This window comes from Siccibacter turicensis LMG 23730 (genome assembly GCF_000463155.2).
Classification (GTDB): Bacteria; Pseudomonadota; Gammaproteobacteria; order Enterobacterales; family Enterobacteriaceae; genus Siccibacter; species Siccibacter turicensis.
In genome coordinates, this window is sequence record NZ_AWFZ01000017.1 from 343,821 (window position 1) to 369,539 (window position 25,719).

Annotated in this window: 27 protein-coding genes, 1 other RNA gene and 1 pseudogene; 16 read left to right on the forward strand and 13 right to left on the reverse strand. The window is 51.0% G+C overall.

Going from position 1 to position 25,719, the window contains the following annotated elements; translation table 11 throughout:
• Positions 1–20: 20 nt before the first annotated feature.
• Entirely contained in the window at positions 21–1,433 is a 1,413-nt protein-coding gene (uxaC, locus tag DW58_RS03500) for a glucuronate isomerase (RefSeq protein ID WP_024548798.1), read from the reverse strand.
• 485 nt (positions 1,434–1,918) lie between these two features.
• Between uxaC and DW58_RS03505 the strand changes: the two genes are divergently transcribed.
• The 11 genes from DW58_RS03505 (at position 1,919) to DW58_RS03555 (ending at position 9,346) form a co-directional block, all read left to right on the forward strand.
• Positions 1,919–3,220, forward strand: coding sequence for an MFS transporter (locus DW58_RS03505; protein WP_024548799.1), 1,302 nt, complete (start codon positions 1,919–1,921; stop codon positions 3,218–3,220).
• 116 nt (positions 3,221–3,336) lie between these two features.
• Positions 3,337–4,113: a transcriptional regulator ExuR gene (exuR, locus tag DW58_RS03510; RefSeq protein WP_024548800.1), complete on the forward strand. Its 777-nt coding sequence runs from the start codon at positions 3,337–3,339 to the stop codon at positions 4,111–4,113.
• Positions 4,114–4,431: 318 nt separating this feature from the next.
• The gene (gene yqjA, locus DW58_RS03515; RefSeq protein ID WP_024548801.1) at positions 4,432–5,097 is read left to right on the forward strand and encodes a DedA family general envelope maintenance protein YqjA; all 666 of its coding nucleotides are present in this window, start codon (positions 4,432–4,434) and stop codon (positions 5,095–5,097) included.
• A 9-nt stretch (positions 5,098–5,106) separates the two neighbouring features.
• Positions 5,107–5,484, forward strand: a complete 378-nt coding sequence (mzrA, locus tag DW58_RS03520; RefSeq protein WP_024548802.1) for an EnvZ/OmpR regulon moderator MzrA — start codon at positions 5,107–5,109, stop codon at positions 5,482–5,484.
• Between the two features lie 166 nt (positions 5,485–5,650).
• Complete coding sequence (locus DW58_RS03525; RefSeq protein WP_024548803.1) at positions 5,651–6,019, forward strand: DUF1090 domain-containing protein; 369 nt, start codon at positions 5,651–5,653, stop codon at positions 6,017–6,019.
• A 34-nt stretch (positions 6,020–6,053) separates the two neighbouring features.
• A complete protein-coding gene (locus tag DW58_RS03530; RefSeq protein WP_024548804.1) occupies positions 6,054–6,356 on the forward strand; it encodes an ElaB/YgaM/YqjD family protein in 303 nt (100 codons plus the stop codon).
• 1 nt (position 6,357) lies between these two features.
• Positions 6,358–6,756, forward strand: coding sequence for a phage holin family protein (locus DW58_RS03535; protein ID WP_024548805.1), 399 nt, complete (start codon positions 6,358–6,360; stop codon positions 6,754–6,756).
• Positions 6,753–7,049 (forward strand): YqjK-like family protein, encoded by a 297-nt coding sequence (locus DW58_RS03540; protein ID WP_024548806.1) that lies wholly within the window; start codon positions 6,753–6,755, stop codon positions 7,047–7,049. The genes DW58_RS03535 and DW58_RS03540 overlap by 4 nt, the downstream gene beginning before the upstream one ends.
• Positions 7,050–7,283: 234 nt before the next feature.
• Entirely contained in the window at positions 7,284–7,676 is a 393-nt protein-coding gene (locus tag DW58_RS03545; protein ID WP_024548807.1) for a DoxX family protein, read from the forward strand.
• A gap of 72 nt (positions 7,677–7,748) precedes the next feature.
• Entirely contained in the window at positions 7,749–8,735 is a 987-nt protein-coding gene (locus DW58_RS03550; RefSeq protein ID WP_024548808.1) for a glutathione S-transferase family protein, read from the forward strand.
• A 221-nt stretch (positions 8,736–8,956) separates the two neighbouring features.
• Positions 8,957–9,346, forward strand: coding sequence for a DUF805 domain-containing protein (locus DW58_RS03555; protein ID WP_024548809.1), 390 nt, complete (start codon positions 8,957–8,959; stop codon positions 9,344–9,346).
• A gap of 11 nt (positions 9,347–9,357) precedes the next feature.
• On the opposite strand, the gene DW58_RS03560 is transcribed toward DW58_RS03555, so the two are convergent.
• Entirely contained in the window at positions 9,358–10,254 is an 897-nt protein-coding gene (locus DW58_RS03560; RefSeq protein ID WP_024548810.1) for a LysR family transcriptional regulator, read from the reverse strand.
• A 104-nt stretch (positions 10,255–10,358) separates the two neighbouring features.
• Between DW58_RS03560 and DW58_RS03565 the strand changes: the two genes are divergently transcribed.
• The 3 genes from DW58_RS03565 (at position 10,359) to DW58_RS03570 (ending at position 14,813) form a co-directional block, all read left to right on the forward strand.
• Complete coding sequence (locus DW58_RS03565; RefSeq protein ID WP_024548811.1) at positions 10,359–11,060, forward strand: pirin family protein; 702 nt, start codon at positions 10,359–10,361, stop codon at positions 11,058–11,060.
• An 849-nt stretch (positions 11,061–11,909) separates the two neighbouring features.
• Positions 11,910–13,103: a dsDNA nuclease domain-containing protein gene (locus DW58_RS19865; protein WP_071789242.1), complete on the forward strand. Its 1,194-nt coding sequence runs from the start codon at positions 11,910–11,912 to the stop codon at positions 13,101–13,103.
• Positions 13,104–13,115: 12 nt separating this feature from the next.
• Complete coding sequence (locus tag DW58_RS03570; protein WP_024548812.1) at positions 13,116–14,813, forward strand: coiled-coil domain-containing protein; 1,698 nt, start codon at positions 13,116–13,118, stop codon at positions 14,811–14,813.
• Between the two features lie 507 nt (positions 14,814–15,320).
• Here DW58_RS03570 and DW58_RS21165 read toward each other — a convergent pair.
• Positions 15,321–16,025, reverse strand: a complete 705-nt coding sequence (locus DW58_RS21165; RefSeq protein ID WP_024548813.1) for a DUF4145 domain-containing protein — start codon at positions 16,023–16,025, stop codon at positions 15,321–15,323.
• A gap of 246 nt (positions 16,026–16,271) precedes the next feature.
• Positions 16,272–16,481 carry a hypothetical protein gene (locus DW58_RS21330; protein WP_024548814.1) on the reverse strand — a complete coding sequence of 70 codons (210 nt, stop codon included), beginning with the start codon at positions 16,479–16,481 and terminating at the stop codon, positions 16,272–16,274.
• A gap of 190 nt (positions 16,482–16,671) precedes the next feature.
• Between DW58_RS21330 and DW58_RS03585 the strand changes: the two genes are divergently transcribed.
• Positions 16,672–16,917: a hypothetical protein gene (locus DW58_RS03585; RefSeq protein ID WP_024548815.1), complete on the forward strand. Its 246-nt coding sequence runs from the start codon at positions 16,672–16,674 to the stop codon at positions 16,915–16,917.
• A gap of 214 nt (positions 16,918–17,131) precedes the next feature.
• Positions 17,132–17,416: pseudogene (locus DW58_RS03590) on the forward strand (recombinase family protein); the annotation flags it as partial.
• 147 nt (positions 17,417–17,563) lie between these two features.
• Here the strand turns inward: DW58_RS03590 and DW58_RS20825 are convergent.
• The 9 genes from DW58_RS20825 to garL all read right to left on the reverse strand — a co-directional run bounded on the left by DW58_RS20825 (position 17,564) and on the right by garL (position 25,693).
• Positions 17,564–17,857, reverse strand: a complete 294-nt coding sequence (locus DW58_RS20825; RefSeq protein ID WP_152525597.1) for a hypothetical protein — start codon at positions 17,855–17,857, stop codon at positions 17,564–17,566.
• Positions 17,858–17,862: 5 nt separating this feature from the next.
• A complete protein-coding gene (locus DW58_RS20830) occupies positions 17,863–18,120 on the reverse strand; it encodes a hypothetical protein (protein WP_152525596.1) in 258 nt (85 codons plus the stop codon).
• A 218-nt stretch (positions 18,121–18,338) separates the two neighbouring features.
• Positions 18,339–18,974: a HEPN domain-containing protein gene (locus tag DW58_RS19870; protein ID WP_152525595.1), complete on the reverse strand. Its 636-nt coding sequence runs from the start codon at positions 18,972–18,974 to the stop codon at positions 18,339–18,341.
• 364 nt (positions 18,975–19,338) lie between these two features.
• Positions 19,339–20,040, reverse strand: coding sequence for a YagK/YfjJ domain-containing protein (locus DW58_RS19875; RefSeq protein ID WP_071789243.1), 702 nt, complete (start codon positions 20,038–20,040; stop codon positions 19,339–19,341).
• Positions 20,041–21,050: 1,010 nt separating this feature from the next.
• A complete protein-coding gene (locus DW58_RS03600; protein WP_235047709.1) occupies positions 21,051–22,064 on the reverse strand; it encodes a site-specific integrase in 1,014 nt (337 codons plus the stop codon).
• A gap of 289 nt (positions 22,065–22,353) precedes the next feature.
• Positions 22,354–22,732, reverse strand: an RNA gene (gene rnpB, locus DW58_RS04240) — RNase P RNA component class A.
• A gap of 58 nt (positions 22,733–22,790) precedes the next feature.
• Positions 22,791–23,936, reverse strand: a complete 1,146-nt coding sequence (garK, locus tag DW58_RS03605; protein ID WP_024548161.1) for a glycerate 2-kinase — start codon at positions 23,934–23,936, stop codon at positions 22,791–22,793.
• Positions 23,937–24,003: 67 nt separating this feature from the next.
• Positions 24,004–24,996 (reverse strand): 2-hydroxy-3-oxopropionate reductase, encoded by a 993-nt coding sequence (gene garR, locus DW58_RS03610; protein WP_328585916.1) that lies wholly within the window; start codon positions 24,994–24,996, stop codon positions 24,004–24,006.
• Complete coding sequence (gene garL / locus DW58_RS03615) at positions 24,926–25,693, reverse strand: 2-dehydro-3-deoxyglucarate aldolase (RefSeq protein WP_024548159.1); 768 nt, start codon at positions 25,691–25,693, stop codon at positions 24,926–24,928. The genes garR and garL overlap by 71 nt, the downstream gene beginning before the upstream one ends.
• Positions 25,694–25,719 lie beyond the last annotated feature (26 nt).

A 25,719-nucleotide genomic window follows, 5' to 3' on the forward strand; every position in this document is an offset into this window, starting at 1 on the left:
ATCAACCTCAAACGGCACGATTAATTCAGTTCAATAGCAAAGTAGTCACGCGCGTTGTTAAAGCAGATGTTTTTCACCATCTCGCCCAACAGCGCGATATCCGCCGGCGCTTCGCCTGCCTGCACCCAGCGGCCAATCATCTGGCACAGAATGCGACGGAAATATTCATGACGGGTATAGGACAGGAAGCTGCGGCTGTCGGTCAGCATGCCGACAAAGCGGCTCAGCAGGCCAAGCTGGGCGAGCTGGGTCATCTGACGTTCCATGCCGTCTTTCTGATCGTTGAACCACCAGCCGGAACCGAACTGCATCTTGCCCGGCATCCCTTCGCCCTGGAAGTTGCCGATCATGGTGCCCAGCACTTCGTTATCGCGCGGGTTCAGGCAGTAGAGGATGGTTTTTGGCAGCAGGTTTTCTTCATTCTGCTTGCTGAGCAGTTTTGAGAGCTCTTCCGCCAGCGGACGGTCGTTGATGGAGTCGAAGCCCACGTCCGGCCCCAGCAGTTTGAACTGGCGCTGGTTGTTATTGCGCAGCGCACCGATGTGATACTGCTGCACCCAGCCGCGGCGAGCGTACTGCGCCCCCAGCCAGACCAGCACGGCGGTTTTAAACTGCGCCACTTCCTGCGGGTTCAGGGTTTCACCCGCGAGACGGCGGGCCAGGATGCTGTCCAGCTCGCTTTCGCTGGCGTCGGCAAACAGCACCACGTCCAGGGCGTGATCGGAAACCTTACAGCCGTGCGCTTCGAAGTGGTCGAGACGCTTCGTCAGGGCGCTTTGCAGATCGGTGAAGCGGCGAATGTCGGTATCGGACACCTCCGCCAGCTTCGCGATGTACTCCCCGAAGGTGGCCTGCTCAATATTGAACGCTTTATCCGGACGCCAGCTCGGCAGCACGTTAATGCTGAAGCTGCTGTCTTTGGCTACCGCAGCGTGGTGCTGTAAATCGTCCACCGGATCGTCCGTGGTACCGACCATTTTCACGTTCATCTGCTGCATGATGCCGCGCGCGGTGAAAGCGTCCTGAGAGAGCAGATCGTTGCACTGGTTCCAGATCTCGTCGGCGGTTTTCGGCGACAGCAGTTTGCCGGTAATACCAAACGGACGGCGCAGTTCGAGGTGCGTCCAGTGATAGAGCGGGTTACCGATGGTGTGCGGCACGGTAGCGGCCCAGGCGTCAAACTTCTCGCGGTCGCTGGCATCGCCGGTACACAGCTTTTCCGCCACGCCGTTGGTGCGCATGGCGCGCCATTTGTAGTGGTCGCCTTTCAGCCAGATGTCATACAGGTTTTTGAAGCGGTAGTTTTCGGCAATCTGCTGCGGCGGAAGGTGGCAGTGATAGTCGAAGATCGGCTCATCTTTGGCGTATTCATGGTACAGGCGGCGGGCAAACTCGGTATCCAGCAGGAAATCGTCAGTCATAAACGGGGTCATAGGAGGGTTCCTCACATGCGTGACTTAAATGCTTCATTCAATGCCGTCAAAGTTATCACACCAATTCTGGAGAACCACGATTAAATTCGTGAGGTAGATCAATATTAGTTGACAAATTCGCTACCAAAAAAGGGGTAAACATTCAGCCAGGCCGCGCCAGCTCTGGCCTGCAATGCCTTGCCTAATGCCCCTGCAAAGAAAAGTGCTTTTGTGATGGCTCTCAACTTTTAAAGCTGTATGACAAGTTATCTTTCCTGCCGTCGCAATACAGAACCCACGGATTGATTTTTTTACGACGGCGCGTCGACAGGGGGCGCCGTCGAAATACCCAGTATGGAAGCTGATAAGAGTCACGAGCACGTTTATGGCAAGGCGCAGGCCCCGCGGAAAAGTATTCCGCATCGGCCCGCCGTTAAAAGACCTACCCGCGAGAGTCAGTGAGTGTGACCGCTTCCGTAAGGTAGATAACAACGACGAGGTTTCAAATGCGTAAGATTAAAGGGTTACGTTGGTACATGATCGCACTGGTGACGCTGGGCACCGTGCTCGGTTACCTGACGCGTAACACCGTAGCGGCGGCCGCCCCGACGCTAATGGAAGAGCTGCACATCTCCACTCAGCAGTACTCCTATATCATCGCCGCCTATTCAGCGGCCTACACCATCATGCAGCCGGTTGCCGGCTACGTGCTGGACATTCTCGGTACCAAAATCGGCTACGCCTTCTTTGCCATCACCTGGGCTGTATTCTGTGGCGCAACCGCGCTGGCAGGCAGCTGGGGAGGCCTGGCGCTGGCGCGTGGTGCGGTAGGTGCTGCAGAAGCCGCGATGATCCCGGCCGGGCTGAAAGCCAGCTCTGAATGGTTCCCGGCGAAAGAGCGTTCAATCGCCGTGGGCTACTTCAACGTAGGCTCGTCCATCGGCGCCATGATTGCGCCACCGCTGGTGGTCTGGGCGATCGTGATGCACAGCTGGCAGCTAGCGTTCATTATCTCCGGCGTGCTGAGCTTTGCGTGGGCGATGGCGTGGCTGGTGCTGTATAAGCACCCGCGCGACCAGAAAAAACTGACCGATGAAGAGCGCGACTACATTATTGAAGGGCAGGAAGCGCATCACCAGACCAACAACGCGAAGAAAATGTCCCCGTGGCAGATCGTGCGTACCCGCCAGTTCTGGGGCATTGCGCTGCCGCGTTTCCTGGCAGAGCCTGCCTGGGGGACCTTTAACGCCTGGATCCCGCTGTTCATGTTTAAAGCCTACGGCTTTAACCTGAAAGAGATCGCCATGTTTGCCTGGATGCCGATGCTGTTCGCCGACCTCGGCTGCATCGTGGGGGGTTATCTGCCGCCGCTGTTCCAGCGCTGGTTTGGTGTCAACCTTATCGTGTCACGTAAGCTTGTAGTTACCATGGGCGCGCTGTTGATGATTGGTCCTGGCATGATCGGCCTGTTCACCAGCCCGTATGTTGCTATTGGTCTGCTGTGCATCGGTGGTTTTGCGCACCAGTCGCTCTCCGGCGCGCTGATTACCCTCTCCTCAGACGTGTTTGGACGCAACGAAGTGGCCACCGCCAACGGCCTGACCGGGATGGCTGCCTGGACCGCCTCCACCCTGTTTGCCCTGGTGGTTGGTGCGCTGGCTGACACCCTGGGCTTCAGCCCGCTGTTCGCGGTGCTGGCGGTGTTTGACGTGCTGGGTGCCATCGTGATCTGGACGGTGCTTAAGAATAAACCGGCCAGCGAGCTTAACGACACGTCATTGTCGGGAAAACCGGCAACCCAGTCATAAGCTGAAAAAGGACAAAAAAGCCGCCTCAGGGCGGCTTTTTCATGGGCGCTGGTGGAGCGATTTCGCGAAAAGTGGTATAACAAATTCAGTTTTCCTGCTTTGTTCCGGAGCCCGCTATGGATATAGCTGAACCACGTCGCCTTTATCAGCAATTGGCCGCTGAGCTTAAACGCCGCATTGAAGAGGGTGTTTATCGGGTTGGCGAAAAACTTCCCGCCGAACGCTATATCGCCGATGAGAAAAACGTCAGCCGCACCGTGGTGCGCGAAGCGATCATCATGCTTGAGGTGGAAGGCTACGTTGAGGTTCGCAAAGGCTCCGGTATTCACGTTATTTCGAATCAGGCGAAGCACCACGCCCTGCCGGATGAAAATCTGGAGTTCGCCAGCTACGGTCCGTTTGAGCTGTTGCAGGCACGCCAGCTGATTGAGAGCAACATCGCCGAATTCGCCGCCACGCAGGTCACCAAACAGGACATCATCAAGCTGATGGAGATCCAGGAAAAGGCGCGTCAGGAGAAGTGTTTCCGCGATTCCGAGTGGGATTTACAATTTCACGTTCAGGTTGCCCTCGCGACACAGAACACCGCCCTGGCGGCCATCGTTGAGAAGATGTGGACGCAGCGGGTACATAACCCCTACTGGAAAAAGCTGCACGAGCATATCGACCTGCGCACCGTGGATAACTGGTGCGATGACCACGATCAAATCCTCAAAGCGCTGATCCGCAAGGACCCGCACGGCGCGAAAGTCGCGATGTGGCAGCACCTTGAGAATACCAAGCTGATGCTGTTTAACGAGACCAGCGACGATTTTGAATTCAACGCCGACCGCTATCTGTTCTCAGAAAATCCCGTTGTTCACCTCGATACGGCCGCCAATACCCTGAAATAACCGCTTTTCCCCGCCGAGGGTCAGCAAACAATATGTAGTGTCAGCGTTTGTAAATACCCTCGTATGCCAGCCTGCTACCCGGCAAAATCGTTTTCGACAAAGCACAAATATTGTGTCGTAGATAGCCGTGCTTTGTTACAATTGGATGCATTTTCACGTAATCAAGTAGCGACTTGTTCACGTATCTCATGCAACAGGGACTGTGCGGGCATCTCACTACAGGCAGTGCGTTTTCGACCATAATAAAAAATGTAAAAACGTCGCGATGCTGCTCTCACTCGTAACCAGCGGCTAAAACCGATGTGCCAGGACGACTGAATGGAACTTTTGACTCAACTATTGAACGCCCTCTGGAGCCAGGATTACGAGACGCTCGCCAATCCGTCGATGATTGGCATGCTCTATTTCGTCCTGTTTATGATTCTGTTTCTTGAAAATGGTTTGCTTCCCGCCGCGTTTCTGCCGGGCGACAGCCTGCTGGTGCTGGTCGGCGTACTGATAGCCAAAGGTGCGCTGGGCTTCCCGCAAACGATCCTGCTACTGACCGCCGCGGCCAGCCTCGGCTGCTGGTTGAGCTATATTCAGGGGCGATGGCTTGGCAATACGCGTATTGTACAAAACTGGCTTTCGCACCTGCCCGCGCACTACCATCAGCGCGCGCACCATTTGTTTCACAAGCACGGCCTGTCGGCGCTGCTGATTGCGCGTTTTATCGCGTTTGTCCGCACCCTGCTGCCAACCATCGCGGGTCTGTCAGGCCTGAGCAGCACCCGTTTCCAGTTCTTTAACTGGATGAGCGGCCTGCTGTGGGTCCTGATACTCACCACGCTGGGCTATTTACTGGGTAAGACGCCGGTGTTTCTCAAATATGAAGACGCGCTGATGTCCTGCCTGATGCTGTTACCGGTCGTACTGCTGGTGTTTGGCCTTATCGGGTCGCTGGTGGTGCTGTGGAAAAAGAAGCACGGTAACCGAAGTCAATAAGGGATTCCGATGAGAATTGTGCGTTCACGCCGTTCGATAATCTGGCTGACAGGGATAGCGCTGGCAGCGCTGCTGGTCGTTGCTGGCTCAGCGCTGCAAAGTCATGAAAGCACGCTGGCTATCCGTCCCTCAAGCCACGGGGCCAGTATGCCTGACGGCTTCTCGGTGCTGCATCATCTTGATGCCAACGGGATCACCATCAAAAGCATCACCCCGCAGGACGATATTTTACTGATCAAGTTCGACTCAAGCGCCGAGCGCGATGCCGCTCGCCGCGTGTTATACCGCACGTTACCCCGGGGATTCATCATTGCTCAGGAAGAGGAAAAATCCCCCGCCCCCCACTGGCTGCAACGTCTGCGAGGCGAAGGCCATCGTCTTGGATGATCTCCAGGATTCCTAATCTTTTCACTAACTTTGGGGTTTGCGCGAATACTTACTATCATTGTGTAAGCGCGCCCTGAAACCGCATCCGCGCTACAGACACTCTGGAACACAACGGTGACGTCCTGTGGCACATCGTTAAACGCACGACAATGGAAGGTTTCTCCTTATGAAATACAGCACCGCACTGGCTTTAGTCCTTTTATCCCTGTCCTCCGCCTCTCAGGCCGCTTCACTGTGTCAGCAGAAAGAGCAAGAGATCCTGCGTGAGATTGGTTACGCCGAAAAGCATGACAATCAGAATCGGGTAAAGGGGCTGAAAAAAGCGCTGAGCGAACAACGTGCTAACTGCAGTGATGCAAAACTGCATGCCAATCATCAGGAGAAAATCGCGCGTCAAAAAGCGGAAATCAGCGAGCGCGAAGGCGAGCTGGCTGAGGCAAAACAGAACGGCGATGCGGACAAAATCGCGAAACGCGAACACAAGCTTAACGAGGCGCGCGCCGAGCTAAAAGAGCTGGAAGCGCGCGACTACTAAGATTACGGAAACCCTTACTCACCTGGAGAGAATTATGTCAAAAGATAACACTGATCATCTGCGCGCTGAGTTGAAATCCCTGGCAGACACGCTGGAAGAGGTGCTGAGTTCTTCTGGCGATAAATCGAAAGAAGAGTTGACCAAGCTGCGCAGTAAAGCCGAGCGCGCGCTGAAAGAGAGCCGCTATCGCCTGACGGAAACCGGTGACGTTATCGCGCGCCAGACCCGTGAAGCCGCAAGCCGCGCAGACGATTACGTAAAAGAAAATCCGTGGACCGGCGTAGGTATCGGTGCGGCAGTAGGTGTCGTGCTGGGCGTACTGCTGACGCGTCGCTGATATGGCTACTCCTCGCCTACAACAAGGGCCGGGTAAAAGCGTTCTCGGCATCGGACAGCGTATTATCACCATTATCGTTGATATGGTGGAAACCCGCGTCAAACTGGCGGTAGTCGAGCTGGAAGAAGAGAAAGCGAATCTGTTTCAGCTCCTGCTGATGCTGGGCCTGACCATGCTGTTCGCCGCGTTCGGGCTGATGAGCCTGATGGTCCTCATCATTTGGGCCATCGACCCGCAGTACCGCCTTAACGCGATGATCGCCACCACCGTGGTGCTGCTGCTGCTGGCGTTGATTGGCGGCATATGGACGCTGGTACGAGCCCGTCGTTCAACGCTGCTGCGCCACACTCGTCGCGAGTTGGCTAACGACAAGCAGCTGCTGGAGGATGACGACCGATGAGCGATAAGCATGAGCGAGAACGACGCAAAGCCTGGCTGTTAAGCCAGATTCAACAACAGCGTCTGGATCTGTCCGCCTCGCGCCGCGACTGGCTGAGTGCCACCGGCGCGTATGACCGCGGCTGGAATACCCTGCTCAGTTTACGTTCATGGGCAGTGGTAGGCAGCAGCGTAATGGCCCTCTGGTCCGTTCGCCATCCGAACATGCTGCTGCGCTGGGCCAAACGCGGATTTGGCGCCTGGAGCGCATGGCGGCTGGTACAGACCACGCTGCGACAACAGCAACGTTATTGACTTTCCAAATGGCGCGCATCCCGCGCCATTTTTATTTCCCCCGCCTGCGTTAACGCTCCCCTTCGCTTATCCAGAATATTTGATGAAGACTGACAGTTTTCCTTGCTAACAATCGTTTAGCACCGCGTTTATTATCCTCTCCATCGACGGCAACACCGGGTAACCGCCCGATTTTGCAGTAAGAACAACCCCCTGGCGCTTATTGCCATAGTTCAGGTTTCCTGGAGAGAGAAAATGAAAAAAGTAGAAAACGTTGGTGTACTGGTAGCACGTATCCTGATGCCGATTCTGTTCATCGTGGCGGGCTGGGGAAAAATCACCGGGTATGCCGGTACACAGCAGTACATGGAAGCCATGGGCGTGCCGGGCTTTATGCTACCGCTGGTTATCCTGCTTGAGTTTGGCGGCGGTCTGGCAATTCTGTTCGGTTTCCTGACCCGTACCACGGCGCTTATCACCGCGATCTTTACGCTGCTCACCGCGTTCCTGTTCCACGGTAACTTCGCTGAAGGCGCCAACTCCATCATGTTTATGAAGAACTTCAGCATCGCCGGTGGTTTCCTGCTGCTGGCCCTGTTTGGACCGGGCGCCTACAGCATCGACCGCCTGCTGAATAAAAACTGGTAAGCCTTCTATACTGACTACACCAAAGCGAGGAGATATCTCCTCGCTTTTGCTGCTGAACATAAGGAGAGAGCAATGGGACAACTGATCGATGGCGTCTGGCATGACACCTGGTATGACACAAAATCAACCGGTGGGCGTTTCAAACGTTCAGAGTCGGCGTTTCGTAACTGGCTGACCGCCGATGGCGCGCCAGGCCCCTCCGGTAAGGGCGGCTTTGCCGCTGAAAAAGATCGCTACCATCTGTATGTCTCGCTGGCCTGTCCCTGGGCGCACCGCACGCTGATCCTGCGCGCGCTTAAAGGCCTTGAGAACCTGATTTCCGTTTCGGTGGTGCATCCCCTGATGCTGGAAAACGGCTGGACCTTCGGGGATGATTTTCCAGGTGCTACCGGGGATAGCCTCTACCAGCACGATTTTCTCTATCAGCTCTACCTGCACGCCGACCCGCACTACACCGGCCGCGTGACCGTTCCGGTGCTGTGGGATAAAAAGCAGCAGACCATCGTCAGCAACGAGTCCTCTGAAATCATTCGTATGCTGAACACGGCCTTCGACGCGCACGGTGCACGGGCCGGAAACTACTATCCCGACGCGCTGCAGGCGCAGATTGATGAGCTTAACGGCTGGATCTATGACACCGTTAACAACGGCGTCTACAAGGCGGGTTTTGCCACCAGCCAGGAAGCCTACGACGAAGCGGTCGGCAAAGTGTTTGAGTCCCTTGCGCGTCTTGAGCAGATCCTAGGCCAGCACCGCTATCTGACCGGGGATCGGCTCACCGAGGCCGACATCCGTCTGTGGACCACCCTGATTCGCTTTGATCAGGTGTATGTCACCCACTTTAAGTGCGACCGCCAGCGCATCAGCGACTACCTGAACCTGTACGGCTTTATGCGTGACATCTATCAGATGCCGGGCATCGCGGAAACCGTGGACTTCGGGCATATTCGCCACCACTATTTCTGCAGCCATAAAACCATCAACCCGACCGGTATCATCTCCATCGGTCCGGAGCAGGATCTTAACGAGCCTCACGGGCGCGATGAGCGCTTTCGGTAATCCCTTCCGGCGTGGGTTTCCACGCCGGCCTTAATCCTGCTCTGATTATTCCCCACTTACGCCTTTTTTCATTCGCATCTGCGAAGCGCTTCACACGGCTTATCTCTCCCCCTGCAAATTTCCCCACCACCCTGTGTTTCACCACTATTCTTTAAATGATTGCTTTTAAAACAAATGATTGAAGGTAATTGATAGCTTTGTGAAGGCTAAGGCAGGTGCGGATGGACTGGTATATCAAAGTACTGAAGAACTACGTGGGTTTCCGCGGACGAGCATGCCGCAAAGAATACTGGATGTTCATTCTGGTCAACATCATCCTGACGGTGGTGCTGAGTCTGGTTGATAAGATGCTGGGATGGCAGCGCGCGGGCGGTGAGGGTGTGCTCACTACACTGTACGGTATCTTCCTCTTTCTGCCGTGGTGGGCGGTGCATTTCCGTCGCCTGCACGATACCGACCGGTCGGCATGGTGGCTGCTACTGCTGCTGATTCCGGTGGTCGGCTGGCTGGTTATCCTGATCTTTAACTGTCAGAGAGGGACCACGGGCGCTAACCGTTTCGGCCCCGTCCCCGAACAGGATCAGGATTCCCATGCGCCCCTCATCAGTTAGCGGGGCAAGGCTTAACGCGGGATAAAGAGTTTCGGGATCTCACGCAGACACCAGGCTTTGGCTTCGCCCATGCTGTCGCGGCGCCAGGCCATGATGATATCAATTTCGCTGGTGGATTCCGGGCTGACCACGCGCAAGCGTCCGGCCCGGATATCCTCCTCCACCAACGGCCACGGCATGGTAGCGACCCCGATACCGGCCAACAGCGCCTGGCGCTTGTCATCAATACTGCTGACCGTAAGGCGCGGCTGCTTGTCCAGCAGCTGCACGGTCAGCACTGGCCTTTCGCGGGCGGTATCGGCTACCGCCACGCCGCGGTACTTCACGCGCGTCACTTCCGACAGCGGTTCCGGCTCCTGATGAATCGGATGATCCGGCGCCGCCACATAGACGTTTTTCAGGGTGTACAGCTTGCGCGAATTGATTTCCGACGATGAGCGGAAGTGCATATCCGGCGCGATGACGATATCAGCCCGCCCCTGCTCCAGCCGCTCCCAGGCCCCGGCCAGCACTTCAGTGATAATGGAGAGCTGGGTGTTGGCCTTCTCGGCGAGCTTATCGAGCAGCGGGAAGAGTTTTTCGGTGGGCACCAGCGCCTCGGCGACCAGCGTCAGGTGCGTTTCCCACCCGCGGGCCAGCGCTTCGGCGTCGGTGGTCAGTTTATCTGCCGCCTCAAGCAGCACGCGCCCCCGCTCCAGCAGCATTCGTCCGACGTTGGTGAATTTTGTACGATGGCCTGAACGATCAAATAGCACCACATCCAGCTCTTCTTCAAGTTTTTGCATGGTATAGCTGAGCGCAGAGGGCACGCGGCCCAGCTCGTCGGCTGCCGCCGCGAAACTACCGCGTCGGTCAATGGCATCCATCACCCGCAGTGCTTCAAGCGTTAACGCTCTTTCTCTGGCCATCTGTTTCTCGTTCAGGAAATTTGAATATAGCCAGCAGATTAACTGGCTAACAATGCAGCGTCCAGACCCTTACCATGGGTTTAGTGAAAAAAGAGGTCAATATCATGATTACCACGAGAACAGCCAAACAGTGCGGGCAAGCTGACTATGGATGGCTGAAGGCTCGCTACACCTTTTCCTTTGGACACTATTTCGATCCGGATCTGCTGGGCTACGCCTCGCTGCGCGTGCTCAATCAGGAAGTGCTGGCCCCAGGCGCATCCCTGCAGCCACGCACCTTCCCGAAAGTGGATATCCTGAATCTGGTGCTGGAAGGGGACGCGGAGTACCGCGACAGTGAAGGGAATCATATTCAGGCCAGCGCGGGCGATGCGGTACTGATTTCCGCGCAGCCTGGCATCAGTTACAGCGAACATAATCTCAGTAAAGACCGCTCCCTGACACGCATGCAGCTCTGGCTGGACGCCTGCCCGGAGCGTGAAAACCCGCTGTTTCAGAAGATGGCGTTGGCCCATCAGCCGCAGCAGTTGATCGCCTCGCCTGACGGGCGCGACGGCAGCCTGCAGCTGCGCCAGCAGGTATGGCTTCATCACCTGGAGATGGATAAGGGCGAGCAGCGTAGCGTTCCGCTCCACGGCCCGCGGGCGTACCTGCAGTCGATCCACGGTGCGGTGCATGCTCTGACCCAGAATGACGAGAAAGAGGCGCTGACCTGCGGCGATGGCGCGTTTATTCGCGACGAGGCCACCGTCACGCTGGTGGCTGACACGCCGACCCGCGCACTGCTGATCGATCTCCCGGTCTGATCCCGACCCCGCCTAAGCGGGGTTTTTTGTGCCTCACGCGCCCTGCTACTAGCATTCCGCCGTTAACCCAATGCCAACGCAGATGCCGGATATCAGGGGAAACGCCGGGAAAGGGTTCCCGGAGGGACGCCCTCCCGGCGGTCGCCCCGTGAGTCTCCGGCGCGCCGTTAACCAATGCCAGGGCAGATGTCAGATATCAGGGGAAGCGCCGGGAAAGGGTTCCCGGAGGGACGCCCTCCCGGCGGTCACCCCGTGAGTCTCCGGCGCGCCGTTAACCCAATACCGACGCAGATGCCAGTTATCAGGGGAAACGCCGGGAAAGGGTTCCCGGAGGGACGCCCTCCCGGCGGTCGCCCCGTGAGTCTCCGGCGCGCCGTTAACCCAATACCAGCGCAGATGTCAGATATCAGGGAATACCCCGTGACTCTCCGTGGACACTTACTATTCAGGCCCCAGTAAAGCAAAACCCCGCCGAAGCGGGGTTTTTGAATGGTTAAAGCTGACCGGTAAGGCGGCTTCGTTCAACCATACGTCAGGCATCGCGGCGCTGGAGTTGCTGCGTGTCGCAGAATGTATCCCACTTCGTGTGACAGATAAAGTTAGTTAACAAACAAAAAACCGGGACAAAGCTCAAAAGGTCCGCTGTGAGCAAGAAGCAAAAGTTCGAAATTGTTCTGATCGTCGTGATCTCGTTTCAAGCATCACGTGTGATAATCAACGGATACCAAATCAATGCAATCAAATGTTTTGAAGCCATCTCTCCATTAAAACTTTACACTCCTTCAGCAATGTCCGATTATGTCAACATACGAATTTTCTTAACTTTGTGATAAGTCGTAAGGAGAGGTTTTGGGCACAGTCAACGGTGCGGCTGAAGTATTGCTCGTCGCTAACAATCCAAAATTCTCCGAGTCAGGTGGTGGGCACGGCGCAAAGGGTGTGGATTTCTCACGGTGGTGGGCTGTATTCAGGATGATTGAATTGGAAAAGGCAAATGAGCCTGACTTCCTACTACTTTTTGAATCTGTTCAGGATATTGCAGAACTCGATTCATCGTCAAACCCGACCCACGCAAGAGTGTATCAAATCAAGAAAAAAGATTCTGGAACATGGTCTTGGTCGGTTCTGACCGGAACGGTCTCCCCAACAGCCCCGCCATCAACTTCAAAGAAGCCCAGAAAATCGGTTTCGCCGCCGAAACCACCTACTTTTGAAAAAGTACCCGACTCTGCTTTAGGAAAGCTATATTTAAGTTTAAATGCATTTAATACTTTGCCGGTTGAAGGAATATTTCTCTCAAATGCCGGCTGTGATTTTCCTCTTGCAAATGGAAGCTCTACCGCTACATCTATGCCATGCACACTTTCAGATTTAGCACATACGCATGTAAAGTTGCTGGAAGATGCTTTTACATCTCTAACTCCTACTGTTTCAAATCCAAACCTTGTTAGGCTTAAGCTACAGAAGGTTGCCATTCACCCTGACGATCTGACTGCTCCCGCAATTGCAGCAGCGCTAGATTTGATTAAAGAGCGCAGCCCGGAGCATACCGCTCAGGCTAAGGTATTTGTCGAATCCCTAGTGATGAAAATTTCGCCACTTTCTCGTAAAACGGATGTTTGCTTAACCTACGACGATCTTGTTAGAGAACGTGGGTTTACAAGAGAAGCATTCCGTAATGCTCTTGCTGCGTTACAGGCGGTGCCAGACCGCATGTGTTTGCTGGAAATTTGGTTGTCGCAGCTACAAAGTGAAGGGATGGATTTTATTACTCTCACTTCAGTTCGGGTAGATGCAACTAAAGCGCAACAGGAACGTCTTTCAGGGGGGAATAATCTGTCTATGGAAATTGACAAATTTTGCGATAAATGGATATCAGAGAGACCTTTCCCAGTAAAATTAAGACCATATATTACTTCTGCATTGGCTGCACTTAAGGAAAAATTCAATGGACACCGCGAAAGCGAGCTTATCGCACGTTTCATCATGAGAGCTATAACGATATGCGTGGACCAGAACTCAGACTCCTCATCCGAAGCTTAAGAACAAAAGACTATGCATCAATTCCGATTCAAAAACATCTGGTTGATCTCTCATTCAGAAAAGAGAGCGAAGCATGTAAAATTCCATCCAAACAAGAATCTGCTTGTGGGGAGGAATCATACGGGCAAGACAACTCTGATTCGAAGCCTGTTTGAAACTCTTGGTGCCAGACCTCAGGGTAAACTTGAAGAATGGGACAAAAGCGCAGCTTCATTACTGGAGTTTTCAGTAGATGATAAATGCTATTTTGCACTGCATCAGGATGGCCGTCGAGCACTCTTCGACTCACAGTTTAATTTACTTATCTCCACATCAAAACATGGAGAATGGTCTGAACTATTTTGTGAAATTACAAAGTTCAATTTGGTCTTCACTGATAAAAAACAAGCTGAAGTGGTTCCCGCAGATCCCGCCTGTTTTTTCGCTCCGTTCTATGTTAACCAAGATGGAAGCTGGCAGTCTGACTGGAATACGTTTACGGGCATGCAACGGTTTAACGCCCCATACAAACCTATAATTGAATATTTTACCGGCGTATGTCCTCCTAAATACTATACAGCAAGCGCAAATAAGTATCAGTGCAATAAAAACCTTGAGGAACAGAATCGGGAATATCGATTGCTTGAGCGTACTATTGAACGTTTTAGTAAGACAATCCCACGTTTAGGAACTAAGGTCAATTCAGATAATTTTCATTTGGAGATTAAATTATTAGTTAAGGAAGTAAACGAACTTAACATTCGACAGGAATCATTGCGAAATAATGCGGTTCGCGAACAGGAACTGTTAAAGAATATAGAACATCAAATCCATCTTGCTGATTTGGCTCTTATGGCATATGAAAATGATGCAAAGTTCCTTATTAAAGAGGGCTCGAAACCGTTAATCTGCCCAACATGTCATGCCGAGCATGACAGATCTTTTTTGGACCTACTTGAATTTGCAGATGATGCCCGTGTTTTACGGGAACTAGCATCTCGTTTGCGCGATGATGCACTGACGGTTAAACAGCGTGCGGATATAGCTGTTGAAGAAATGAATACTCTCAACGAAAATTACTCGCGAATTTCTCATCTGCTCGAAACCCGAAAAGGGGAAATGAACTTACGAGATGTCATAGGCAACATCGGCGCTGAATCGGCCTTTGAAGCATTTGAGACTGAACGTAAGATAATACAAAGTGAAATCGATCAAATGACGTCTAAAATTAATGACTTAGAGAGGGAGATGAAAGATCTCAGGTCCCCTCAGCGAACCAAGTCAATTTTGGCAGAATTTCGTGAACATTATTCTCTGAGTCGTTTAAATTTAAAATTACACCAGGTCCAAACAAAAGGAATGCAGCTGACGTCCCGACCCTCACTCTCAGGAAGTGGTGGCCCGCGTTCAATTTTGTCTTACTACGCTTCCATCTGGAAAACTGTTCACGGAAAGGAGGGAACTTACGATATTCCTATTGTTATTGACTCACCTAACCAACAGGCTCAAGACGATTTTAATTTGCCAGCCGTCCTGAATTTCATTTCAGGTAATTTGCCTGAGGGAATCCAACTGATAGTTGGTTTGGAAACATCTACTGAGAATTCTTTTGATAAAGAATTCAAATTAACTGAAAAGTATCGTATGTTAACAAGTGATGACTGGGAAGACACACTTCACTTGGTTGAACCTTTGCTAATAAAGATGTATGAAGGGGCACGGTCGAAGTAAAAGTTATTTTATTAAGACTTAATCACATTATGTCGGATATGTACTTTTTCCGACATTTTATGATCATATTTACTTTCAAACGCATCCTACTGAATTTAAAAACTATATATTTTTCAGTTTGTTAGATGTTATCCGCTGTCTGTACAAATTTAAGCACATTACCCCCTGGTCGCCGCAGTTCTCGGGCTATCAGGCTGACGCAATTGACTCAATTGCCCCTTCTTCAATGGGCGTTCGACGCTGGCTACAACAGAAATAACCCCGCGAAAAGGGTTGCTGCCGTCCGAGCCGGAGATGGGTTGTTGAAAAAGATGAGTATCCGGTTCGATAATACGTCAGCTTTTAAAAAGAGCTGGCTTCTGAAAAGTCCGCTTACTGTCCAAAGCGGACCGCCTGAATTACCGAGATATCTACTTTGTGCGAAGAGCGGAAGTTGACACTTTTGCGCCCACAAGAGTGACTACTGAACAGTCGCTATTCATTCTCACTGCTTGATGCTTAGTAAAATCAGGTTTCTTTGTTTCTTCTCTCTTCACGCCTTGCCTTGGCTTCAGCAAGGCGCTGAGGTTCAGTGTATAGCCGCTCCAGAAACAAGTATGTGAACTCCTCAAGATCTTCTGCTGCTACCTTATCTAGAATCCCTTCATGAGCACCATCATTCCCATCATCTTTGACACACTCAGCTAGTTCTCTGAGAGTTTCTGGAAGTAGTTTATTATCAAATAACCACCCCATTCTCAGTCCTAAGCTTCTCTTAATTTTCGCTGCTGGCCCACCGTCGCCATCAGGGACAAGTCCTTTTGTTGCATAATCAAGACAAAGCCTAAACATTGTTCCAGCCGCATTGTTGCAACCAATTGCTAGGCATTTTGCACCTTCTTCATAAGCATCATTGATTTCTTGCGGTAAAAATTCAGGTGGTTCACCGGCGCTCAGATCCGCTGGCGAAATTGGCCTTAATACCTTGGCTACATCTTTCAATCCGAACATGGCCATGCCCCAATTGATTCTATGAAGCTCTTGATGTTTGTCTATGCTAATCCCAAGGAAAATCGTTGTCTTATGACATTCTCGACATACGCAATAAAATTCATATGCGGGAGCATCTGGCTTTGCAAACTCTTTATAATTACCAAAATGATTAGCCCCGTGGACGTCAAAAGTTATGTTTTTAGTAGCGCACCTTGGACAGTTATCTACATATATTGCCATGTGTATTTCCTCCCCACTCAAGTAAAAGAGTTCAACTATTAGTATTCGAACAACGTTTATTCAGATCAATTATGAAGCTTCCAATACTATTTACCAGCTTGAACGCGATCATATACCTTCCCCGATAATGTGCACATATTGGTCCGGCTTCTGGCACACTGCAAGCTATGCCCAGATGGAGAAAGCCAAATTTGACACCACTGCATATCTGTTGATTCTGTATAGTTAGCTAAAGAGCCCCCAGATTTACCCACTGTCAGTCGTGTTAAAGCTTTTGCTGTACGGGCAGTTTTTCGACTTTATGACGTAGGTAAAGGTGTGGATGCTGTTTGAGTAAACACACAGCGTTTGCCCGTTCGCCGTGGTTGACTGTTCCGGTTTGCTCATCGTTATACGCCCTGCGTCAGCGTTGAACACCGCCAACAGACCGCAAAACATAACTACGTAGCCTCTCATCTTCATCTCCCCCTGTGTAGGGTTCGTTTGCGTATTAGTGGTGTAATGCACAAATTTTGAACGCAATGTTATAGTAACCATATTGATCAATTTTACCGATCGATTTTATAATTTCGATCGATTAAAGTAATTAATGAGTATCGACGTTATTGTCGATGTTTTTCTAAATTTTTCGGCTATGGAGGCTGTTATGAAGAAGATTTTTTCGGTAGTTCTGGGGCTTAGTGCCTGTAGCATAGCTTTAGCGGACGATGGTTCTCCTGAACTCAAGGCAGAGAGCCAATCAGTGATCCGTCAGGCTGGTTACAAGTGCGATACAGTTAACGGTGTTTACCCTGCCGCATTTGGTGGGTCGGTCAAAGTATTCTGCGATGATTTATATACCTACATTATTAAAGACCACGGCGGACGCTATGGGGTCGAGGTGGATGATTGACGATTCCCGTTTTCTGAGATCTGATTGTTAAAATAATGTCTCCCTGGGGGTGATGCGCTTCACCTCCATAAACTCTCACTCTCTTGAAAGCCAGCCCCGGTATTATCCTTTATTCTCCACATATCGCCCACATGTAAGCATATCGATCAAGCGCCCTTCTCCTGTATGAAATGTGTACTCTTCATGTTTTTCAAATATCAGTGACCTGTTTCCTAGTACTGATCTTCCAGTATCAACAATCGAAGGAAAGTTGATACTGCAAATGTTCTCAGCGTTTGCGGAGTTTGAAAAATCCCGTATCACAGAACGCACTAAAGAAGGGCTAGAGCGTGCGAAGAAAGAAGGCAAGAAGTTAGGCCGTCCTACGGCAACGAACACGTATAAGCGTGTACAGGAGGCTAAAACTAACGGTCTGAGCCAAGCTAAAGCCGCCGCTGCCTTAGGGTTAGGGATTGCCACAGTAAAACGGCACTGGAATATGGATAAATGTATTTCATAATCGGTTGATTATAACATCAAGGCTATACTTCCTTGTTAAGAAATTAATTGCTGCGAAAATAGCATTCATCTTCGCAGCAACCTATTGTATTAAATAAGGAGGTTCAATCTACCAAGCGATACATAAAACAAATAGTGCTTATCCATGTTATGCACCTGGGGGGGTTTTAGTTGCTGGCACTATTTGAGCCATTGCTCTTAATACAAGAGGCGCGGATATTCCAATATTAACAGAGAGTAATGGCGTAAGAGAAGTGTTGGATGCAATATAAACATACGCAAGCCCTCCCCCAAGAATAGGTAAAATCAAATAAGGTATCCAATACAACCAATCTTTCAGGTCAGGTCTTTCAATCTTTGGTAGCTTATGAAGTTCTGCCAACTCAAGTAGTTTGATAAAGAAAGCACCTGCAATTGCAAACCAGACGGCTTGAGGAATCATACTATTCATCCACCTCTATTTTTGACAGCAGAAATAATTCTTACCCAAGGGCTTTGGCTTCGTCGATTTAGTCTCGAAGTGAATAACGTTTCACCCTTTTCATTTGGCATACTTGACTTAACAATTTCATCTTCGTGTGTCATAATGTATTTAGTTACAATCATTGGGTCTAATCCCGTCTCCTTTGCAACTCCGCGGACGGTACGCCAAGTATATTTTTTATTTCCAAACGCATTTTTGATTTTTTCTTCATCAACCGCCATATTCCCCACCTATAATTTACCTTAAGTTGTAGTAACTACTAAGCTGTAGTCGCAACTAAATCAATAACATTTTACTAGAATGCGTCAACAAAAAAACAGTAATTAATTCCTAACGGTACCCACATCACATTTTGCCACGACAATCGTTGCAAGAGTTTCCTTACATTAGCAGTAAAAGATCAGTGTTCATTTAGATATCCTAATTTCTTATGTAGTAGTTACACTTCTTCTATGACTTTTCTCGCATGCCCGGAAACTTTAGCGGATAACTCGAAAAGTTCCTTAGCTGAGATTCGATATCTCTCTGAAATGTTGAATATATCTTCTACTTTATCTTCTTCTCCAGTACCGGGATCTGGATATCTTCCAGCCCAATAAACATAATGGGTTAGTCCACGAAGAATAGCGATATCTTTTTTTGTGAGTTCTGGGATGAATTTAGCTAAGTCATGTAATCTGTGGTGCTTATTCTTACGTTCTATTTCTTGATAGCCTTTAATTCCATACTTGATTATTAGCATTGCTTTGAGTGAAACCTCAAGACTGTAGCCAACAAGCATAAGACCTACAGCACAGTATTGGCTGTCACAAACACCACGCATTAAAACAGGCATGTTTTCAAAAGAGGGCTCATTACGGAAAACAGCAATGGCTGCTTCAGTTAGAGCCTGTGTTTGAGTCAGCCAAAGCACAGGATTTTTTAGATCAGAGCCTGTTGCAGGTTTTGTTATATCAACATGAGAACCTGAATATGTACTTGCCATCCCAAATTTCAGGTTAGCCAACGCACTATACCCGAATGGGTCTTGACCAAAACCACTTCGGTCTAGCTTTAAAGAATCAGGAATTTCCATAATATCTTGAGCCTCTTGTTAAAATTTTCAAAGATACTACACAGTAAAAATGATGGCTGTCCAGTACCCCATAGCCACCTCGTTGGTTAATGCTTTGTTATACATACTGTATAATATTGACTATATTTTTCTTAAATAGATCCGAGAAAACAAAAAGGGCTACGACGATGAAATCGGTAGCCCTGAAGTCATTTAGTGAGCAAGATTGGGAATGATGTTCAATAATTTAAGTGTACGTTGAGACAATGAATAAAGAACTCTGTTAAGCGTCCTGTGATGCGCTACAAGAGGTTTTTATTATATGAGCAATGCACTGGTACTACCTAGGGCGCGGAATTGAATACAGCACCTCCTGTTAAGGATTTTAATGCAATGTATTAGACGCCTTAAATTTCACCCTTGAAGCCGAAAATGTTTGCTGCCCTTTCCCATTAGAATACTTCCCGCGATTCTTGGCAAGATATGAAATCCGTTTGACCATCTTAGCAAGTGAATCGTGATCACCTCTTTTGATTCTATATCCATCCTCTGGAAGATGGACACGGGAAACTCCATTCGTGAGTTCTGACCAGATACGGCTTATCCGACCAATCATTCCTTTTTCTTCAAACCCAGCGGTGTTTACCTGAAAATATGGTAAAGCAATCCAGCAATGGTAATGAACTTGTTTAGCCCTTTCTTTCTCCCTAACCCAGCCATAAGCGAATTTTTTGATTGGCTGATTGTTCCAGGCTTTTGCGGTGAACTCACCTCGCAGACGACTAAACAACTCACTTACCAATTTGTTGCTTTCATCAACAGACATCCCTTCAGGGACAGACAAATCAAAGCGGAATCCATACAGTTCGTTATAGTGCGACAGCATAGCGCGAAGCTGGTCAATAAACCTGTCGATAATTTCTTTTCGTATTGGACTGCTACGCTTACTTAACGGATTATGGTTAAGCTTATAGGTCAAACCATCGTGGAGATAGGTTGAGGAATGGATCAGGGTGTAATGACCATTGTCACGGTGAGATGTCAGTAAATTAGTTGGTTGTTGTGCAGATGAGCTAGATTGCTGCATACGCCTCCTTCTAGAGTGTCAAATAGATGTAGATCCTTATACAGGTATTAATAAAAACCAGTAGGAAAAAGAAACAAAAAAAGCCCAGCAGACCCGCACCATTTCTGGTGTTGGAATACAGGCATTATAAATTTTTTTACTCAGAAAAGTTTCTGCTTTGCAACAGAAACTTCTACTAGATTACCACTGGATTTTATGTTTCGCAAGTGCCTGGCTGGCGCTAGTATATTCCTGATTGCAGCAGGGGCAAAAATTAGGGTGGTTAGCTGAGACCAAGAACCAGCGAGATATGCCTGAGCGGTCGGTGATGTAGTCAGCCAAACCAGCCTTAGACAGTACAGACAAATTGCGGTGTGTAGTTGAAAGCGGGACGTTCAGAAGTTTTGAAAGTTCGAGAGCCGTGCTTGGAATAACGGTTCGGGTTAGATGGTACAAAACATTAATGCGGGAAGTTGTCAGCGTTAATCTGGCTGACTTCAGGATCATTGCCATGCGTTTACGTTCATCCAGGGATGGGGGGTTAAACGCAGTCAAATTGAACTCAAGGTACAATATTGCCTCTCTTCTACTCTGTTGCATTAGAAGTATATTTTACCACAAAACAACGTAAATGAGAATCATTCCCATTAAATCCAGTCAATACTATCTATCACCGAAATCAAGTCGGAAATCCTCATTCTGCCCGTATAAGTCTGAGTTTCCTTATGACCTGAATGTTCATGCCCAACGGTTTGCTGAACAAGAGTAAGGGCATTATTTTTTGATAAGGCTTCAGTAATAAAGGTATGCCGAAAGCTATGTACAATGCGCCTTTCTTTGAAATCATTGAGATAATCAATTTCCAAGTTGTCTCTTATCGCGTGGAAGATCCGTGTTACCTGATTGCTATACGAAATTTCATGGAATAGCTTGTCGCTACGATGTTTGCCCTCTAGGTAATTCAAAAATCCCATATCGATTAGGCGAAGCGAAATAGGAACCTGCCGAATACCAGCTTCCGTTTTGCTGTCCTAAATCATAATGTAGTATCGCTGGCTATCATCGTCTAAGCGAACATCCGATACCTTCAGGTTAGCGATTTCACTTCTACGAGCGCCAGTATATGCCAAAAGCAGGAACCCCCATTTCTTCCAGCCGTCCAACGTTTCGAAATGTGTAACCAACTTTCGCATTTCAGTTTGGCTGTATACACCGTAACCTTTACTCTTTGATTCATACTTAACATTATTTGTCGGCGATGATTCAAGAACATCAAGTTCACCAGTCAGGTACGTAGAGAACAATCCTTGACAGAGTTTCAGGTAATCTTTGACGGTTTTTGAGGATACCAGATCATCTTCTGGTACTTCATCCAAGTCCAAACACTGCTGGGCACCCATCCTGTTGTATGGTTTCTTGTTTTGTCGAGGAAGGCCTTCGACCACTTCAAGCAAATTTTTAATATCACGACGGGTAATGCTCGTAACTAGTGTTTCAGCCCCCAGAACAGCCTCAATTACTTCGAAATATTTTTCATTGCCTTGCCGAATCTTAGGTTTCCAGTCTGACTTGAACTCAAGAAATCCCTTCCATGCCTGAGATACTGTCAGTTCGGAGGCCAATGTTTTTTCAGGTTTATCGACCACAGCGGGAGCGTAGTCATTCTCTGGTCGCAAAGAGCTAAGGATCTGCCGATATTCAGAATGTCGGGAATCAAGAAAGGCTACATGTGCATCACAATAATGTTTCCACATGAGGTCATATTCCGAGGCTATATAATCGATCTCCTCCGCCATGCCTGTAATGTCATACTGCCTGCTAAGATGTTCAATAACAGAGTCTTCCGACAAAGCTGGACCATCAGTTGTGAAAGTATCACCAAGCACCTCCCCTAAGAGGGTGACGTTACTTTTTTCATAAGTTAATGAAGTCGAGCTACGCAGTCTCTTACGTACATTTGTTGGAATTTTTTTTGCTGCGGAATAAAACGCGGCCTGAATACTGAGCAAATAATCATCAATGTCTTTTTGTTCTAATTTCTTCATTTTATGCACTATGTCCAATAGTAGGGCTGGCTCCATCTTGGACGATTTTACAAGAGAAATGAACATAGTGAGACGGGAAGATATAAACCTTGCTCTGCTGGCTGAATCGCAGCCCAGAGACACGCGAAAAAAACCGCCTGAAGGTAGTCGGAAATGAAGGCAGTAGCGGTTGCCGCGCTTTAGAATATTCGGGATGGAACAGCCGTTGGTGTGCCTCGTTTGTATCACAGTCTGTGTCACATTTTCACCTATGAAGGCCTGAGACACACCAACGTATTGTTTTAGAAGAAGTTGAAGCTGACCGGTAAGCCGGGTTCTGTCGTGGACAGTCATTCATCTAGACCAGCAATCGCTCACTGGTTCAAGCAGCCTACCCGGGTTCAGTACGGGCCGTACCTAGTGAACCCCTATTTGGCCTTGCTCCGGGTGGAGTTTACCGTGCCGCGAACTGTTGCCAGCCGCGCGGTGCGCTCTTACCGCACCCTTTCACCCTTACCTGATCCCGCTTGCGCGGGCCATCGGCGGTTTGCTCTCTGTTGCACTGGTCGTAGGCTTGCGCCTCCCAGGCGTTACCTGGCACCCTGCCCTATGGAGCCCGGACTTTCCTCCCCTCCGCCCGTCTCCCCCGAAGAGGACGACGACGAAGCGGCGACTGTCTGGTCAGCTTCGGCGCGCAGTATACCCTTGTCATCTTTCGCATTGCAAACTTGTTAGCCGCCGCCCCGGTTACTCGCCGAGGGACATGCCCACCCGCAGCGTGGCCGCGATATTGCGCGACGCGCGATAAATATTCTCGGCGGCGCTTTTTAACGCCTCGTCCAGCGTCGTGACGGTCGTCAGCACGCTGAATACTGCATCAATGCCGTGCTGATGCACCACGCCCACATCCGGCGTCAGACTCCCGGCAATGCCGATAACCGGCTTGTGGTATTTCTTTGCCACCTGGGCCACGCCAACCGGCACCTTACCGTGAATGCTCTGGCTGTCGATCCGCCCCTCACCCGTCACCACCAGCGTGCAGTCGTGAACGTGCTCCTCCAGATGCAGCGCCTCGGTGACAATCTCAATGCCGCTGCGCAGTTCGGCACCGAGAAACGCCATCAGCGCTGCCCCCATGCCGCCCGCCGCACCGGCGCCGGGCACCTGCTTCACATCAATACGCAGCGTCTTTTGGATCACATCGGCAAAATGCTCAAGGTTACGATCGAGCTCAACGATCATCTCCTCGGTCGCCCCCTTCTGGGGACCAAAAATGCGTGATGCCCCCTGCTCCCCAATGAGCGGATTGGTGACATCGCAGGCCACGCGAATCGCACAGGACTGAAGTCGCGCATCCAGCCGGCTGACGTCAATGCGGTTAAGACTCATCAGGCTGCCGCCGCCGTGGCCAATTTCAGTACCGTTGGCATCCACCAGACTCGCCCCTAACGCCTGAATCATCCCGGCACCACCGTCGTTGGTTGCGCTGCCGCCAATGCCAATGATGATGTTGCGCGCGCCGTGCTCCAGCGCGTGCAGAATCAGCTCCCCGGTCCCCCGGGAGGTGGTCAGTAACGGATTGCGATCGCAGGCGGGCACCAGCGACAGACCGCTGGCCTCCGCCATCTCGATAAACGCCGTGTTGCCATCGCCCGACAACCCCCAGCTCGCCGTCACGGTGTCGCCCAGCGGCCCCGTGACGTGCGCTGTGAACGTCTCACCCTGCGTGGCGCTGACCATCGCATCAACCGTGCCCTCGCCGCCGTCCGCTACCGGCACGCAGACATACTCCGCATCGGGAAAAATCTCCCGAAATCCTTTTTCAATAGCCTGCGCCACCCCGGCGGCAGAGAGGCTCTCTTTGTATGAGTCAGGTGCGATTACAATTTTCATATTCTTCCGTGCCTGCGCGTGGCCGTGCGTAGTGAGAGATAGCGGGCGCGTCACCGCGCCCGGACCGTCAGCGGGTCACTTCTACTTTTGCCAGTTTCTCGTAGTAGCAGGCCAGCGCGCTGTGATCGTCATTACCGTGACCATCGGCACGTAGCGCCTGCATCATTTCCATTACCGCCGCGGTCAGCGGCAGCTGTGCCCCAACGCCATGCGACGTATCCAGCGCGTTCGCCAGATCCTTGATGTGCAGGTCGATACGGAAACCCGGCTTGAAGTTGCGATCCAGCACCATCGGCGCTTTGGCTTCCAGCACGGTGCTGCCTGCCAGGCCGCCGCGGATTGCCTGGAACACCAGCTCCGGGTTCACGCCCGCTTTGGTTGCCAGCGTCAGCGCCTCGGACATTGCCGCAATATTCAGCGCCACAATTACCTGGTTGGCCAGTTTGGTGACGTTGCCGGCGCCGATATCCCCGGTATGCACCACCGATCCCGCCATGGCTTTCAGCAGATCGTAATGCTTATCGAACAGCGCCTTGTCGCCACCGACCATTACGGACAGCGTACCGTCAATGGCTTTCGGCTCGCCGCCGCTCACCGGCGCATCCAGCATCTCAATGCCCTTTGCCTTCAGCCCTTCGCTGATTTCGCGGCTGGCCAGCGGGGCAATAGAACTCATATCAATCAGCACCGTGCCAGGCTTCGCCCCGTCGATGATGCCGTTCTCTCCCAGCGCCACCTCTTTCACATGCGGCGAGTTCGGCAGCATGGTGATGATGACATCGCACTGCTCAGCCACCGCTTTGGCGGAGCTTGCGCTTTCGGCACCAGCGGCCATCACTTCAGCCACGGATTCCGGGTTACGGTCGGATACGACCAGCGAAAAACCCGCCTTGAGGAGGTTTTTACTCATTGGTTTACCCATGATACCAAGGCCAATAAAACCAACTTTCATCGTCATAGCGTTTGTCTCTCTCGTTAATGTCGGGGGATTATTTTTTGAAGGCGTCGCACAGTTTCTGCGTCGCGCTGCGGAAGACGCCAAGGTCGCTGCCGACGGCAACGAAGGTGGCGCCCCACTCCAGATAGCGTCGGGCGTCGGCTTCCACCGGGGCGAGAATGCCTGCGGGCTTACCGTGCGCTTTCGCGCGCGCAAAGATGTGCTGGATGCAGTGCTGTACCTCAGGGTGTGACGCATTGCCCAGGTGGCCGAGCGCCGCCGCGAGATCGCTTGGGCCGACGAAGATGCCGTCCACGCCATCGGTCGCGGCAATGGCATCAACGCTGTCAACGCCCTGCTGGCTCTCAATCTGCACCAGAATGGTGATGTTTTTGTTCGACTGGTTGAGGTAGTCCGGCACGGTGCCAAACATATTGGCGCGGTGCGATACCGATACCCCGCGAATGCCTTCCGGCGGATAGCGGGTTGACGCCACCGCCAGCACCGCTTCCTCAGCGCTTTCCACAAACGGGATCAGGAAGTTGTAGAAACCGATATCCAGCAGGCGCTTGATGATCACCGGCTCGTTCGTCGGGACGCGTACCACCGGCGCGCTGTGGCTGCCTTTCAGCGCCATCAGCTGAGGAATGAAGGTGGTGACGTCATTCGGGGCATGTTCGCCATCGAGTACGATCCAGTCGAAACCTGCCAGGCCAAGCACCTCGGTACTGATGGGGCTTGCCAGCGCTGACCAGCAGCCGATCTGGGTCTGATGGGCCGCCAGCGCGGCCTTGAATTTGTTAGGGAAAATTTCGTTCATCGCGTTTACCTTGCCGTAGCCGTTGC